At 53.9% G+C, this 13,387-nt stretch carries 19 protein-coding genes; 9 read left to right on the top strand and 10 right to left on the bottom strand.

Annotated features, from left to right (window positions below; translation table 11 throughout):
- Position 1: 1 nt before the first annotated feature.
- Entirely contained in the window at positions 2–439 is a 438-nt protein-coding gene (locus GSQ86_RS01340) for a DUF6526 family protein (RefSeq protein ID WP_158748152.1), read from the bottom strand.
- Between the two features lie 188 nt (positions 440–627).
- Here GSQ86_RS01340 and GSQ86_RS01335 point away from each other — a divergent pair, with 188 nt between their 5' ends.
- The 6 genes from GSQ86_RS01335 to GSQ86_RS01310 are packed head-to-tail and all read left to right on the top strand — an operon-like array spanning position 628 to position 4,156.
- Entirely contained in the window at positions 628–930 is a 303-nt protein-coding gene (locus GSQ86_RS01335; protein WP_254062061.1) for a hypothetical protein, read from the top strand.
- A 59-nt stretch (positions 931–989) separates the two neighbouring features.
- The gene (locus GSQ86_RS01330; protein WP_158748151.1) at positions 990–1,862 is read left to right on the top strand and encodes a DUF692 domain-containing protein; all 873 of its coding nucleotides are present in this window, start codon (positions 990–992) and stop codon (positions 1,860–1,862) included.
- Positions 1,859–2,734 carry a putative DNA-binding domain-containing protein gene (locus tag GSQ86_RS01325; protein WP_158748150.1) on the top strand — a complete coding sequence of 292 codons (876 nt, stop codon included), beginning with the start codon at positions 1,859–1,861 and terminating at the stop codon, positions 2,732–2,734. The genes GSQ86_RS01330 and GSQ86_RS01325 overlap by 4 nt, the downstream gene beginning before the upstream one ends.
- A gap of 16 nt (positions 2,735–2,750) precedes the next feature.
- Positions 2,751–3,251, top strand: coding sequence for a DoxX family protein (locus GSQ86_RS01320; protein ID WP_158748149.1), 501 nt, complete (start codon positions 2,751–2,753; stop codon positions 3,249–3,251).
- 3 nt (positions 3,252–3,254) lie between these two features.
- Positions 3,255–3,911: a sigma-70 family RNA polymerase sigma factor gene (locus GSQ86_RS01315; protein WP_158748148.1), complete on the top strand. Its 657-nt coding sequence runs from the start codon at positions 3,255–3,257 to the stop codon at positions 3,909–3,911.
- Positions 3,902–4,156 carry an anti-sigma factor gene (locus tag GSQ86_RS01310; protein WP_158748147.1) on the top strand — a complete coding sequence of 85 codons (255 nt, stop codon included), beginning with the start codon at positions 3,902–3,904 and terminating at the stop codon, positions 4,154–4,156. The genes GSQ86_RS01315 and GSQ86_RS01310 overlap by 10 nt, the downstream gene beginning before the upstream one ends.
- A gap of 3 nt (positions 4,157–4,159) precedes the next feature.
- On the opposite strand, the gene GSQ86_RS01305 is transcribed toward GSQ86_RS01310, so the two are convergent.
- Complete coding sequence (locus GSQ86_RS01305; protein WP_254062060.1) at positions 4,160–4,588, bottom strand: hypothetical protein; 429 nt, start codon at positions 4,586–4,588, stop codon at positions 4,160–4,162.
- Between the two features lie 223 nt (positions 4,589–4,811).
- On the opposite strand from GSQ86_RS01305, the gene GSQ86_RS01300 reads away from it, so the two are divergent.
- Positions 4,812–5,342, top strand: a complete 531-nt coding sequence (locus tag GSQ86_RS01300) for a DUF3011 domain-containing protein (protein WP_158748145.1) — start codon at positions 4,812–4,814, stop codon at positions 5,340–5,342.
- A gap of 57 nt (positions 5,343–5,399) precedes the next feature.
- Here the strand turns inward: GSQ86_RS01300 and fdhA are convergent, their stop codons facing one another.
- The 6 genes from fdhA to GSQ86_RS01270 form a co-directional block, all read right to left on the bottom strand.
- Positions 5,400–6,596, bottom strand: a complete 1,197-nt coding sequence (gene fdhA, locus GSQ86_RS01295; protein ID WP_158748144.1) for a formaldehyde dehydrogenase, glutathione-independent — start codon at positions 6,594–6,596, stop codon at positions 5,400–5,402.
- A 68-nt stretch (positions 6,597–6,664) separates the two neighbouring features.
- The gene (locus GSQ86_RS01290) at positions 6,665–7,084 is read right to left on the bottom strand and encodes a heme-binding protein (RefSeq protein ID WP_158748143.1); all 420 of its coding nucleotides are present in this window, start codon (positions 7,082–7,084) and stop codon (positions 6,665–6,667) included.
- Between the two features lie 161 nt (positions 7,085–7,245).
- Complete coding sequence (locus GSQ86_RS01285; RefSeq protein ID WP_158748142.1) at positions 7,246–7,551, bottom strand: ATP synthase F0 subunit C; 306 nt, start codon at positions 7,549–7,551, stop codon at positions 7,246–7,248.
- 125 nt (positions 7,552–7,676) lie between these two features.
- Entirely contained in the window at positions 7,677–8,420 is a 744-nt protein-coding gene (atpB, locus tag GSQ86_RS01280; protein WP_158748141.1) for a F0F1 ATP synthase subunit A, read from the bottom strand.
- 35 nt (positions 8,421–8,455) lie between these two features.
- Entirely contained in the window at positions 8,456–8,866 is a 411-nt protein-coding gene (locus GSQ86_RS01275; RefSeq protein ID WP_158748140.1) for an ATP synthase subunit I, read from the bottom strand.
- Positions 8,863–9,126: an AtpZ/AtpI family protein gene (locus tag GSQ86_RS01270; protein ID WP_158748139.1), complete on the bottom strand. Its 264-nt coding sequence runs from the start codon at positions 9,124–9,126 to the stop codon at positions 8,863–8,865. Before GSQ86_RS01270 ends, GSQ86_RS01275 begins: the two co-directional genes overlap by 4 nt.
- 157 nt (positions 9,127–9,283) lie before the next feature.
- Between GSQ86_RS01270 and lysS the strand changes: the two genes are divergently transcribed.
- Both lysS and GSQ86_RS01260 read left to right on the top strand, forming a co-directional pair.
- Positions 9,284–10,846: a lysine--tRNA ligase gene (gene lysS, locus GSQ86_RS01265; RefSeq protein WP_158748138.1), complete on the top strand. Its 1,563-nt coding sequence runs from the start codon at positions 9,284–9,286 to the stop codon at positions 10,844–10,846.
- Between the two features lie 99 nt (positions 10,847–10,945).
- Positions 10,946–11,791: an SCO family protein gene (locus GSQ86_RS01260; protein ID WP_158748137.1), complete on the top strand. Its 846-nt coding sequence runs from the start codon at positions 10,946–10,948 to the stop codon at positions 11,789–11,791.
- Positions 11,792–11,798: 7 nt separating this feature from the next.
- Here the strand turns inward: GSQ86_RS01260 and GSQ86_RS01255 are convergent, their stop codons facing one another.
- Complete coding sequence (locus tag GSQ86_RS01255; RefSeq protein ID WP_174239928.1) at positions 11,799–12,056, bottom strand: helix-turn-helix domain-containing protein; 258 nt, start codon at positions 12,054–12,056, stop codon at positions 11,799–11,801.
- A 271-nt stretch (positions 12,057–12,327) separates the two neighbouring features.
- On the bottom strand, positions 12,328–13,362 hold the full coding sequence (locus GSQ86_RS01250; RefSeq protein WP_158748136.1) for a 6-phosphofructokinase: 1,035 nt from the start codon (positions 13,360–13,362) through the stop codon (positions 12,328–12,330).
- Positions 13,363–13,387 lie beyond the last annotated feature (25 nt).

Below are 13,387 nucleotides of genomic sequence, written 5' to 3'. Positions count from 1 at the left end.
TTCAGATGCGGAAATGATCGGGACGCCAGTTCTGAATCCGCTTCTTTATCTCTTTCGAATCCAAGTTATTCTGGAGTGTTTCTCCTACAAGCCGGGGGATTTCTGCGTCTGAAGCAAAGCGAAGCGCAATCAGCTGGCGCTCGGTTAACTCCAGTATGCGCGGCTGCATGTTGCCAGGCAGCAATAATGAGAGGCGCAATCTCTCTTCCAGCCGAATGACGCGGTCCTGCACCTTTACAGCGTTCATGCGGGAGAGAAATGCCAGCACAAGCAGGGCTAGGCCAAGAATCACCATCCATGTGCTTGTAAGACTCGGATGGCGCACGTCGTAGACAGTCGCGAAAATAAAGTTCAGAATGAGTACCGGAATCAGAAAAAAGTGGAACGCCGGTTGACGTCGCGCATGGTGCGCGTAAGACTGTTTCTGCTCTTCACTCATGGCTGTTCATCCTATAAAAAAGCACTGTATTTATCATGAATCCAACGTCCCAGCGGATTTCTCCAGTCTCCCGTTGCATTCAGGATGAAATGCTGTAACCTTTTGTTCGTCCCATAGTCTCATGGGCAGAAGCAAGTCTCCCACCGGCATGTGAATGCCTGGTCTTAGATTTGCAAATCTACGGAGGAATGACAACGATGAAACACTCAATGAAGACCTTAATGGTTGCCGCGGCAGTGTCCGGCATGCTGGGCGGTGCAGCAACTATGCAGGCAGCAGCCTCGTCAACCAGCGCCACGTCAGTGGTGAAGGTGGGCAAAGCGTCATTTGCAAACGGCTCAATGCAAGACACCACCAAGCACTCTTGTAAGGGCAAGAATGATTGCAAAGGACAAGGCGGCTGCAAGAGCAGCGACAACGGCTGCAAGGCGAAGAACAGCTGCAAAGGCAAGGGCGGCTGCGCAACTGACGGCTCCAAGATGCCGAAGTAGTTTCCAACGAGGGCCATGCGTGGTTCAGCGTGGCCCTTTCCATTTTCAGGGAGCTCGCTGTGCCTGCAAATCGTTTTAACAGTTTCACGGAATATGGCGTCGGCATCGGCCTGCGTATCCCGCACTACCATCACATCCTGAGCGAGAAGCCGGTTGTCGACTGGTTCGAGATCATCTCGGAAAACTACATGGTTGACGGCGGCCGTCCGCTTCAAGTACTCGATCAGATCCTCGAACAATATAATGTCGTTCAGCATGGCGTCTCCATGTACTTCGGCTCGGCCAGCAATCCCGATCCGGAGCATCTGAAAAAGCTAAAACGGCTGGTCAAGCGCACAAAGACTCCGTGGCTCAGCGATCATCTTTGCTGGGGCTCTGTTGACGGACGCTATACACACGATCTGCTGCCCATGCCCTACACCTGGGAAGCAGTAAAAATCACGGCAGACCGCATCCGCAATGTGCAGGACTTCCTTGAAATCCCAGTAGTTGTCGAAAATGTTTCCAGCTACGCCGAATATCACGCTTCTGAAATGACGGAATGGGAATTTATCAACGAGGTGGTCGAAAAGGCTGACTGCGGCATCCTGCTCGATGTGAACAACATTTATGTCTCGTCGCAAAATCACAACTTCGATCCGTTCACTTATGTGAACGCTGTACCCGCGGATCGTATTGCGCAGATCCATATCGCCGGCCACTCGAAGTTTGAAAAGTATATTCTCGACACGCACGATCATCCCGTGCTCGAGCCTGTTTGGCAGCTGTACGCGCGCACCATCGAGCGAGCCGGCCCAACGGCAACACTGCTCGAGTGGGACGATAACATTCCCTCATTTGAGGAAGTCCACGCAGAAGCCTTGAAAGCGAACCAGTTCCTGCAAGCTGCTGCCAAACCCGCCGTGCCGCAACTTACGGAGGTCGCCCGATGAGCGAGCTTCTTGAAATACAGCGCCGGGTCGCTGCAGCCGTCATGCACCCATTGACTCGTCAGGAGACGATGCCGCGTCGTCGCAGCAATGGAGTCTCCAACACCGCAGAAGCGGATGCCTTGATTAAGCCGAATGATCGCCTTACATCGTTTGAGCGCCTTGAGATCTATAACCGCCAATACTGGTTCCGGCTGTACTCTTCATTTGAAGAAGATTTTCCCGGATTGATGGCAATCGTCGGACGCAGGAAATTCGATACGCTCATGCGTGCCTATCTCACAGATTTTCCTTCGGCATCCTTCACATTGCGCAATCTCGGTTCGCATCTCGAACAATGGCTCACTGAGCATCCGGAGCATATCGAGCCACGCAAAAATCTCGCGATGGACATGGTTCGCCTGGAATGGGCGCACATTGAGGTATTCGATTCCGCTGTTGAGCCTTTGATTGACCCCGACGATCTATCGGAGCTTCACGACGGCTCACAGCTTCGACTGCAGCCCTATCTCCGCTTTTTAGAATTACGATATCCGGTGGATGATCTGATTATCGAAGTTCGCAGCGAAGGCGGCAGCAGCGACGGCAGCAGTAATAATGCCAGCATCTCCAGGAAGCATCGGAAAGTGCGTCACATAGCCTCTCTGGCTCCTGAAGAAATTCATCTGGCCGTGCATCGCCACGAGAACTCGGTATATTACAAACGCCTCCATCGCGAAGAATACCGGCTACTTACGACGCTTTCGACAGGCGAAACCATCAGCGAAGCGATTGATATGGCATTTGCAGAGAGCGCAATTCCTGAAGAAGAGCGAGCGCCTTTTTTACAAGCGGCTTTTCAAACCTGGTCTTCACTCGGCTGGTTCATTCGATAAGAAAGGCAAAAATCTCATGAGCACGCAGCCCAAAGTTATAAACGCAAGGCCATCCATCGGATCCAGGTTTAGTTATTTTTACTGCCGCTTCAAGTACTATGCAGCGCATCTGGATTCGCCTTTTCTGTTGCTGGTGCGGCTCTATTGGGGATGGCAATTTGCGCAGACGGGTTGGGGTAAGCTGCACAATCTTCCGCATGTGCGTGATTTTTTCGCCAGCCTTAATATTCCCGCTCCGGGAGTCATGGCACCGGCCATCGCGTCTCTTGAATTCTTTGGCGGTATATTGCTGATCGTCGGACTCGCCTCACGCCTTACAGGGCTATTGCTGGCCTGCAACATGTTTGTCGCATACGTCGCTTCAGACCGTGAAGCTCTCAGCTCCATCCTGAGCAATCCCGGCAAATTCTATGTTGCTGATCCCTTCACCTTTCTTTTTGCATCGCTTATCGTGCTCATCTTCGGCGCGGGTTACTTCTCGCTCGATCATTATTTCGCGCACAGACGCAAACGTTAGCCAATGACTACCTCACCACCCGGAGCAGAACTACAGCAACAGCGCGAAACCGCGCTTATCGCTGCTATTCTCTCTGGCGAACGCGAAAAGTTTCATGATCTCATCCGTCCCTACGAGCGACAGGTCTACCATACTGCCCTTGCGCTGTTGAAGAATGAGACGGAAGCCGAGGACGTAGCACAGGAAGCTATCCTGCGAGCTTATCGCAAACTGGCAAGCTTTCGTGGTGATGCCAGATTCAGCACGTGGCTCCTCGCTATCACGCTTAACGAAGCACGCACATGCCTGCGTGCGGAAAAGAGGGCTAGCCTCGATTCACTCGACAGCACTGACTATGGCGATGGTGTTGTCACTCCGGCCCAGCTCACCGACTGGCGTGAACTTCCCTCGGAGGCATTGGAGCGCGAAGAGGTGCGCTCACTCATGCAACAGGCAATAGCGGAGCTGCCGGTTACGTTCCGCGAGGTCGTGATCTTGCGTGATATGGAAGAGCTGAGCGTGAACGAAACTGCCGAAGCGCTGGGGATTTCCATCTCACTGGTCAAGGTCCGATTACATCGCGCGCGCCTGCTTCTGCAAAAAGCGCTGGCTCCGCGATTGCGCGTCGCCTGGAAGCCGGAAAAGAAGCGCGGAGTTATAAGGAGGTTGCCATGGTTCTGAACTGCCGACATGTATGGGACCGCATCTCCGACTACATTGATGGGACACTCGATCCCGAAGTGCGCGCCGATGTGGAGCGGCATCTGGCTCACTGTGAAATCTGTTCCGCCGTGCTCGATTCCACGCGCAACATCATCATTTTGATGGCGGATGACCGTGTCTTTGAATTGCCCGTCGACTTCAGCCAGCGGCTGCATGCGCGGCTCGACGCCGTGCTGTCATCGGAAGCTCCCGATTCCGCCTGAGGGTTAATTTAAGGGATGGTGCAACATCGAATGTGTCCACCATTCAAGGGCAAGCAGGATCAAGGTTACGATCGAAAGCGCAATCTGAAAATTTTCAGAGCGTTTTTGTCTCGGGGTTACTGGCTGTACCCGCCACTGCGAAGCCGGCCTGCGGCGCAGACTTCGCACCCGCCAGACTCCGTACAAAGTAATGACCGTTCCCACGAGCGCAAAGATCATCATGGGGATACGAATCGAATCCCGATGAAAGCCTTTTGCAGGAGCATTTGTTCCTGCTGCCGCTGCAAGCGCACTAAGTCCTATAAGAACGCGAACACTGCTTGTCGCAAGCACGAAGGTGCATGCACTTTGCAAGAATGCGAAGAGGAGGCTCGACCATCCGAGCCAGCGAACATTGCGGTTCTTCTGCAACGTGTGGATGGATTCTGGCACTTCTTGATTCATTCACTTCCCATTAGAACAGCAGTAAAAGTCTCTGTGTTTTATTCTTAGGTGCGCGTCGCTGCCACATTTCGTTTGATCCCATAATCCCAATTCGGTTACAACGTCTTTGAGGTTTTTCTCGCCCAACTGATGAACTTTCATAAAGCGGATTTGGTGCTGAGGCGAATACAGGATATGCTTCCTATTCGATTCGAGGAGGGAAATTTTGAGAATGCTGAAGTTCATTCTTCTCGCCGCGAGTTTCGTGGTGCCTTGCACATCGCATCTTTATGCGCAGAGCGGTACAACGTATCGAGACGGCCCGAGATTGACTTGCGCCTCCGATGACGGCAACCGACACTATTGCCGCGCAGACACACGATACGGCGTACGCATGGTGAACCAGCGAAGCAACGCTGTTTGCCGGCAGGGCTACAGTTGGGGCTACGATCAGCGCGGCATATGGGTCGATCGAGGCTGCAGAGCAGACTTCATCACTAGAGTTCCCGCGTATGGTCCGGGACCGGGCTATCCTCCTGGTGGACCTGGAGGACCCGGTGGACCTCCGCCCCCTCCAGGTGGCGTAATCACCTGCTCCTCTGACAATGGCGGCAGAAATTACTGCCGCGTGCCGACCGGAGGCGGCGTACGCCTTGTAAGGCAGCGCAGCGACGCTCCTTGCAAGCAGGGCTACAGCTGGGGTTATGATCGCAGCGGAATATGGGTAGATAAAGGGTGCAGAGCCGATTTTGCGGTTCGTTGATCGGAATCACTCTCAAGACAAAACAGAAGGCCACCAGAGATTGGAGGCCTTCTTAATTTAAGCTGCCTTCGCCAGATATCCATTCGGATCGAGCACATATTTCTTTGCTGCGCCCTTATCGAAATCGGCATAGCCTTCCGGCGCGTTATCCAGGCTGATGATGGTTGCGTTTACGATCTTCGCAATCGGCAAACGGTCATGCAGAATAGCCTGCATCAGCTGCCGATTGTACTGAAGCACTGGCGCCTGCCCGGTATGGAAATGCAATGAACGCGACCAACCCTTGCCGAAGCGAATCTTCAGAATTCCCTTCTTTGCATCTTCATTCGGCGCGCCCGGATCTTCCACAACATAGAGGCCCGGAATACCGATGCCGCCCGCTACGAACGTAATGCCCATCAGCTCATTCAATACGCTTGCGGGAGCCGCCTCGTTGGGATCTCCATGCGCGCTGGCTTCGAATCCGACAGCATCGATCGCCGCATCGACTTCCGGCACGCCAACAATCTGTTCAATCTGCTCGGAGAGATTGTCATGCTTACCGATGTCAATCGTTTCGTAGCCCATTTTCTTCGCATGCGCCAGACGCTCCTGGTTCTTGTCGCCTACGATGATGACAGCTGCACCGAGAATATAAGCCGAGGCTGCCGCCGCAAGGCCAACAGGTCCGGCTCCGGCAACGTAGACGATCGAGCCAACCTCAACACCTGCCGACTTGGCGCCGTGATATCCCGTGGGCAAAATATCGGAGAGCATAGTCAGGTCTTTGATCTTCGACATTGCCTGGTCCTTGTCAGGAAATTTGAGCAAGTTGAAATCGGCATAAGGAACGAGCACATACTGCGCCTGCCCACCGGCCCATCCACCCATATCTACGTAGCCATAAGCGCCGCCTGGCTGCTTTGGATTCACATTCAGGCAAACACCGGTATGTCGCTCGCGGCAGGCCCGACAGCGGCCGCACGCGATGTTAAAGGGAACGGAGACAAGATCACCGATATTGATGAACTCAACATCCTTTCCCTTCTCGATTACCTCACCGGTGATTTCATGGCCGAGGGTCAATCCCTTCGGCGCAGTCGTGCGTCCGCGTACCATGTGCTGGTCGGAGCCACATATATTTGTTGAGACGATTTTTAAGATAGCCCCATGCTCAATAGGTATGCCCTGGGGTGTTTGCATCTTAGGATAATCAATGTTCTGGACCTCAACCTTGCCGGGGCCCATATAGACAACACCACGATTCGTGGCCATGGTTCCTCCATACTGCGTGTAAATATCTGGCTGGTTTACGTTCCTTATGTAGGTTGGCGGCTTGTAATCTAGAACGCCGCTGCGCCTGCTTCTGCTACTGCATGATCCTGATCACCTGAACCGCCGCTTACGCCGATGGCTCCGACAACCTTGTCGCCACTCTTCAATGGGATGCCGCCTGCGAAGATCATGACCTTACCGTTATTGGAAGCATGAATGCCAAAGAACTGGTTGCCACTCTGCGAATGCTGCGCCAGATCTTTTGTAGAGATATCAAACGCGCGCGAAGTAAAAGCCTTCTTCTGAGCGATATCGATGCTTCCAAGCCATGCGCCTTCCATACGGATAAAGGCCACGAGGTTCGCGCCTTCATCGGCCACGGCGATGTTCATAGGCTGGCCGATCTCCTGCGCTTTTTTCTCTGCTGCGGCAATAATGCGGCGCGCGTCCTCAAGCGATACACTTGTTTTCGTTTGTGCTGTTGCCATCGTTCGTTCCTTTCGTGTCTTTTATCAGATGAGATGAACTGCGCCTCATATCTTATGGGATGCGCATAAGGCATACATGAAAATCGAATCACAGGAATGCCTGTGAAAAAGCAAATGGCCCCCGGCGAACCGGAGGCCATTTGCCATACCGCAAACTGCGACTACTTATTAACCACTGCGAAGATGATGAGCAGGGTAAAGAGAGCGAGCGACTCGATAAACGCCAGGCCGAGAATCAGCACCAGCTGAATACCGGCGCGTGCTCCGGGGTTACGAGCCAGGGCCTCCGCTGCTGAACCGGCAACACGGCCCTGTCCAAGGCCGCAAAGGCCGGAAGCAATGGCCATGCCGATACCGGCGCCGATAGGAACCCAGCTAGGGGCCGAGGTACCGCCAGTCTGTGCGAATGCAGGCGATGCCATGAAGAGCACAGCCAGCGTCATGAATAGATATTGCAGTTTGCGCATTGTATTTCTCCTTGCTTCCTTCAAAGTATGCCGTCAGTGGGTGGTTGAGGCTCACCGGGCTGGCCCCCTCACGCTAACGGCCGCTTCACCGAAGTGGAAGCAGAACTTCGGCTTCGAAACATAAATTAGTGGCTCTCGACTGCCGTCGCTTCCGCGAGATAAATCATCGTCAGCAGCATGAAGACGTACGCCTGAATCAAAGCGACGCCAAAGTGCAGCGCGAGAAAGATCACCGGTATGCCGACGGGGATCATCGAAAAGAAGACGAGCGTCAGCAGATCGCTGGCGAACATGTTGGCATAGAGACGAACCGTAAGCGACATGATGCGCGTGAGGTTCGAGATGATCTCAATCGGAAGCATGAGCGGCGAAATCCAGATGACCGGGCCAAGAAAATGCTTGAAATAGCCGATCGGTCCCTGGGCGCGCACGCCCTGATAATTGAAATAAATGAACGTGACCGCTGCGATGCCGAGCGGGACAACTGTACTCGCAGTCGGCGTCGGAATACCCGGCAGCAATCCAAGTACGTTGCACAGCAGCACGAAAAGCAGGATGGTCGTCACGAAGGGAATATGCTTTTCGTATCCGTGCTCTGCCATCACCGACTGCGCCTGCTCGTCGACGAAATCGTACACCATCTCCGCCAGGTGCTGCAGACTGCCCGGCTTCTCAACGTTGAGCGTGGCCCGCACTGCGATAAAGAACAGCACCATCACCGCGCCGACGACTAATTCGAGCGTAAATTCGTTGCTGATCGGCGCTCTTGGATGAAGCGGATGAATACCGAGCTTGTAGAGCAGCGCAGTCACCGGCGCGCCGAAGGCATTGTTAAGCAGAGCTGTAAGTGCGAGAAGTAAGCTGTGCATGAATCCCTGTCAGGTAATTTGCTACGGATGTGTCTTTAGGAGCGAATCATGCGCACAGCTTCCACGGTGAGAAAGAAAATACCTAATCCCAAACCGCCTACAAGCGCGTAAACCGATCCATGCAAACACTTTAGACTAACATATAGTATACCCCCGGCGAATAAGAGCCGAAGAAAAAACGTCGTCATGACACGGGCGGCACCAGGTCCCTGCTGTTTATCCAGCTTCGCATTGATAAACACCACCAACCGCTGCCATTCCCATAGTCCTGTGACCGAAATTACAGCCCCAGCCAGCAGGAGAATGCCCGTCTGCCAGCCGCGAAGCACAGTAAGCACAATTGCCAGTACCACCCCCGCAATCGCGGTTCCCTGGGTAGCGCGGCGAAGCGCGATTTTCAGATCAGCGTCACTGAAGCTGAACAATGGTTGACTGCTCTCGGTCATTTCATATCTTTCTCTGATTCAGACACCAGCCTGAAAATCTGAATAAATCCTGCGACCGCTCCAAAGATGATCCCTGCGATATAAATCCAGTGCTGGTGAAGCCACTTATCGAGTGCCACACCCAATATCCATCCGATAAAAACGGCCACCGGCAAGATAAATGCAATCTGCGTCAGCTTCTCCGCCCGAAGCAGGGTGGACATTCCACCATCATCGGATTTTGCGCCGGGCTTCTTCGGCGGTGGATTATTGAATGCCATATCGAAGCTTGTTATATCACTTCAGGTATTCGACAGGTCAGTGTGCCTTCCGGGGAAACAGGTCAGCACAAATCGCGTGCTCGCTTACCCGCTCACTTCATGACTCGCTATACTGAAATTTACAACCATTCAATCTGAAGTTTTTTGAGGCATCCACGTGTTTGAATCCGAGTTCGAGCGGAATCTTTTTGCTCTCCGCCGCGACAAACTGAACCAGATCACCGCTCTCGGCCAGCAGGCCTACCCGAACCAGTACGTTTCGACCGACACTATTCCGGAAATCTGGGCTAAATATCGCGAAACTACCGCGGAAGAGCTGGAAACCAATCGCGTAGAAGTCTCCGTCTCCGGGCGGCTGATGGCCATTCGCGGCCAGGGCAAAGCCGGCTTCGCCCATCTCCAACAGAACGGTGAGCGCCTGCAAATTTACGTCCGTAAGGATGATGTAGGGGAAGACAATTTCCAGCTCTATAAGCTGCTCGATCTCGGCGATCACATCGGCGTGAAGGGTTATCTCTTCCGTACGCGTACCGGCGAGTTGTCGGTTCACGTCCAGACCATTACCTTCCTCTCGAAGGCGATGCTGGCGCTGCCGGAGAAATATCACGGCCTATCAGATGTGGAACTGCGGTACCGCCAGCGCTACGTCGATCTTTTTATGAACACGCCGCTCAACGAAGGCGGCCCTGACGAGATCAACGTCCGTAGCGTCTTCATCAAACGCGCACAGGTTCTCAAGGCCATGCGCAACTTCTTCGACGCGCGCGGTTACATCGAAGTCGAAACGCCAATAATGCAGCCTATCGCCGGAGGCGCAGCTGCGCGTCCCTTCGTCACGCATCACAACACGCTCGACATGAACTTGTTTCTGCGGATTGCGCCCGAGCTTTATCTCAAGCGCCTCGTAGTCGGCGGACTCGACCGCGTCTACGAGATCAATCGCAACTTCCGCAACGAAGGAATCTCGACGCAGCACAATCCCGAGTTCACGATGCTTGAGTTCTATCAGGCATACGCGAACTATCACGATCTGATGCAGTTGACGGAAGAGCTGATCGCCACTGTCGCGACGGAAGTAAACGGCACCACCATCACACACTTCAACGGTGATGAAATCGATCTCGGTAAGTGGCGGCGTTTCTCGATGCGCGAGGCCATCGTCGAATTCTGGCCGGAAGCAGCGGGGGAAAAGCCGGCTATCGAAAACTTCAGCAGCGATGCATCTGTCATAGCGTTAGTCGAGCGCCTGCGTTCGGCAAAAATTCATATCGAGTACAAGCCCGGGGAGCCGCGCGGCAAAACCATCGCCACGATTTTTGAGACTGTTGCCGAAGATCATCTCATCCAGCCGACGATCATTTACGACTTCCCTCTCGCCGTCTCGCCTCTGTCCAAGCAGAAGCCCGACGAGCCTGACTGGGTTGAGCGCTTCGAGTTCTACATTGGCGGATTCGAAGTAGGTAACGCCTTCAGTGAGCTGAACGATCCCGAAGAACAGCGCAGGCGCTTTGAAGATCAGCTCACCCAACGCGAACACGGTGACGACGAAGCCCACCAGATGGACGAGGACTACGTTCGCGCTCTTTCTTATGGGCTGCCACCCACCGGTGGTGAAGGCATCGGCATCGACCGCCTGACGATGATCCTGACCGGAGCCAGGTCGATCCGCGATGTGATCCTGTTCCCGTTGCTGCGACCGCAATCGGCTCCGGAAGCGTAAGATCACCGTCATCTAGTCCGGGATAATCGATGCTGGTGCTCTTGATTGAACCGGCATCGATTGTTGTGCGCCACGATGGGGAGCAGCGTATTCTGAAATGTGAACCTGCTCCGGATATTCCTCAGCGTCGCACTAAGCTCTGTTTTTTGCATTGGCTCTTACGCGCAAAGCTATTCTGCCGATAAGCCGCTGGGCGCTTCCGCGCAATCTACTCCGGCTTATCTAAAAAATGCAGGTATCGATCAAAATCTTAACCATTCTCTTCCACTTGGCGATCACTTTCGCGATGAAAACGGCAACGATGTTGCGCTGGGAAGTTATTTTGGACATCGGCCGGTTGTCATGGCGCTTGTCTATTACAAGTGCGGAATGCTTTGCCCGCAGGTCCTGCATGGCCTGGGTTCAGCCTTGAAACAGACCGGGCTGCATCTCGGGCGTGACTATGAAATTGTCATCACCAGCATTGACCCCACTGACACACCTGCCGATTCTGTCGAAGCCAAGCAGCATTTTCTGATGATGCTTGGTGATTCCTCTTCCGCTGACAGTGTTCATTTTCTTACCGGAGAGCAGGCAGCTATCACGGATCTGGCGCAGGCCACTGGGTTCCATTATGTGCGCGTACCGGGTCCGGACGGCAAAATGAACCAGTTCGCTCATTCGAGCGTCATTATGATCGCCACTCCGGATGGCCGAATGTCGAAGTATCTTTCCGGCGTTGAATACCAGTCGCGTGACGTGCGGCTGGCGCTGGTGGAGGCCAGCAATCACAAAATTGGGTCGCTTTCTGACCTCATCCTGCTCTATTGCTGCAACTACACGCCCAGCCAGGGGCGTTATACGGTTGCCATCATGCGGGTACTCGGGCTTGCTGCGATGGGATCGGTTCTGATGCTGGCCGTGGTGGTATATCTGCTTGGGAAAAAGCCGAAGCTCGCCGTATAGAGGGTGCCTAACGGGCGGCCCGAACCGGTTTACGCTGGCGTGGCTTCACTTCCTTAGTCTCCGCCTGATATGACCCGCCCGACTGCTGATCCATCCAGTCATCGAGCCGGGACTTCTTAAAGCGCCAGCGATTTCCGAGCTTGAATGCGGGAATAAAGCTTTCAGATGCGTATTTGTATAGTGTGTCGGGGCTGATGCCGAGATAGCTGGCTGCCTGTCGAATGTCCATTACTTCCCGAACTTCATTGCGCGTCGCTGCTTTCATGGAAGGCTCTCCCAGGAATCAAGTGTGCGGGTAGGCCAACTTACCCGGCTCTGTGCTTATACCGCGTTCTATAGTGTTTGTTCAAGAAATTTCCTTAAATCACTGGCTTTTATCCGCTTATTGCCGCTATTTATCTGAAATCTATTTAGCTGATAACCAATCTGGTTCCCAAACCGGTTCGACATCACCTATTACATGCGATTTCTCCTGTAAGCAAAAGAAAAAGCTGGACATGTAGTCCAGCCTTTCAATATCAACATTTGCTTCACTTCTAGACTTTGGGTTCCAGGCCGTTGAGAATTTCGAGGAAGTTCTCCGTTACCGTACGGTTTTTGGAGATGGCTTCAGCGATGGGAATGTCCTTGATTTCGGTCCCGCGGAGGACGACGAGACGCCCAAAATTACCTTGATGGACCAGATCGATAGCCGCCAGCCCGTACCGGGTAGCCAGCATGCGGTCGTAGGCGGTTGGAGTTCCACCGCGTTGCGTGTGTCCGAGATTGACCGAGCGGGTCTCGTAACCGGTCTTTTCCTCGATAGCTTCAGAGAGTGCCTGTGCGATACCGCTCAGCCGAGCGTGACCGAAGGAATCAACCTTTGAGCCCAAAATTGCCTGCCCCACGCCTGGAAGCTTGGCGCCTTCGGCGACCACAACGATGCCGTATTTCTTGCCGTGATCATGGTTGTACTTGAGCAACGCACAAACATGTTCGAGATCAATCGGCTTTTCTGGGACCAGAACGACATGAGCGCCGCCAGCGACACCTGCGGTGAGGGCGATCCAACCGGCATCGCGACCCATGACCTCGCAGACGATGACACGGTTGTGCGCTTCGGCAGTGGTATGGAGGCGATCGATCGCTTCAGTGGCGATGGAAACGGCGGTGTCGAAGCCGAAGCAGGCATCGGTGCCATATAGGTCGTTGTCGATGGTTTTGGGAACGCCTACACCGGGTACGCCTGCCTGGATCAGGGCGTTGGTCACGGATTGGGTATCGTCGCCGCCGATGGCAATCAGGGCATCAATTTTGGCCGCTTTGAGCGTGGCTACACACTTTTCAATGCCACCTTCGATCTTGCGGACATTTGTGCGCGAGGTGCGAAGAATGGTGCCGCCCTGGTCCAGAATGCCGTCCACCGATTCAAGCGTGAGCGGGATGGTGTTGTTATCCAGCACGCCGCGCCAGCCTTCAAGGAAGCCGACAAATTCATCGCCGTAATGAAGAATGCCTTTTTTCACCGCTGCGTGAATCACAGCATTCAGTCCGGGACAATCACCGCCCCCTGTAAGCAAACCAACTCGCATCTTTCTGTTCTCCTCCAAAAATCAC

This window comes from Acidobacterium sp. S8 (assembly GCF_009765985.1).
Lineage (GTDB): Bacteria > Acidobacteriota > Terriglobia > Terriglobales > Acidobacteriaceae > Alloacidobacterium.
Note: the sequence above shows the minus strand (reverse complement) of the source record. Positions and strands in the feature narration are given on the sequence as shown.

What these genes read in the sequence shown, in the direction of transcription:
- GSQ86_RS01340 (WP_158748152.1), bottom strand. Translation starts at nt 439, where the DNA reads ATGAGTGAAGAGCAGAAACAGTCTTACGCGCACCATGCGCGACGTCAA.
- GSQ86_RS01335 (WP_254062061.1), top strand. Translation starts at nt 628, where the DNA reads ATGACAACGATGAAACACTCAATGAAGACCTTAATGGTTGCCGCGGCA.
- GSQ86_RS01325 (WP_158748150.1), top strand. Translation starts at nt 1,859, where the DNA reads ATGAGCGAGCTTCTTGAAATACAGCGCCGGGTCGCTGCAGCCGTCATG.
- GSQ86_RS01320 (WP_158748149.1), top strand. Translation starts at nt 2,751, where the DNA reads ATGAGCACGCAGCCCAAAGTTATAAACGCAAGGCCATCCATCGGATCC.
- GSQ86_RS01315 (WP_158748148.1), top strand. Translation starts at nt 3,255, where the DNA reads ATGACTACCTCACCACCCGGAGCAGAACTACAGCAACAGCGCGAAACC.
- GSQ86_RS01310 (WP_158748147.1), top strand. Translation starts at nt 3,902, where the DNA reads ATGGTTCTGAACTGCCGACATGTATGGGACCGCATCTCCGACTACATT.
- GSQ86_RS01300 (WP_158748145.1), top strand. Translation starts at nt 4,812, where the DNA reads ATGCTGAAGTTCATTCTTCTCGCCGCGAGTTTCGTGGTGCCTTGCACA.
- fdhA (WP_158748144.1), bottom strand. Translation starts at nt 6,596, where the DNA reads ATGGCCACGAATCGTGGTGTTGTCTATATGGGCCCCGGCAAGGTTGAG.
- GSQ86_RS01290 (WP_158748143.1), bottom strand. Translation starts at nt 7,084, where the DNA reads ATGGCAACAGCACAAACGAAAACAAGTGTATCGCTTGAGGACGCGCGC.
- GSQ86_RS01285 (WP_158748142.1), bottom strand. Translation starts at nt 7,551, where the DNA reads ATGCGCAAACTGCAATATCTATTCATGACGCTGGCTGTGCTCTTCATG.
- atpB (WP_158748141.1), bottom strand. Translation starts at nt 8,420, where the DNA reads ATGCACAGCTTACTTCTCGCACTTACAGCTCTGCTTAACAATGCCTTC.
- GSQ86_RS01275 (WP_158748140.1), bottom strand. Translation starts at nt 8,866, where the DNA reads ATGACCGAGAGCAGTCAACCATTGTTCAGCTTCAGTGACGCTGATCTG.
- GSQ86_RS01270 (WP_158748139.1), bottom strand. Translation starts at nt 9,126, where the DNA reads ATGGCATTCAATAATCCACCGCCGAAGAAGCCCGGCGCAAAATCCGAT.
- GSQ86_RS01255 (WP_174239928.1), bottom strand. Translation starts at nt 12,056, where the DNA reads ATGAAAGCAGCGACGCGCAATGAAGTTCGGGAAGTAATGGACATTCGA.
- GSQ86_RS01250 (WP_158748136.1), bottom strand. Translation starts at nt 13,362, where the DNA reads ATGCGAGTTGGTTTGCTTACAGGGGGCGGTGATTGTCCCGGACTGAAT.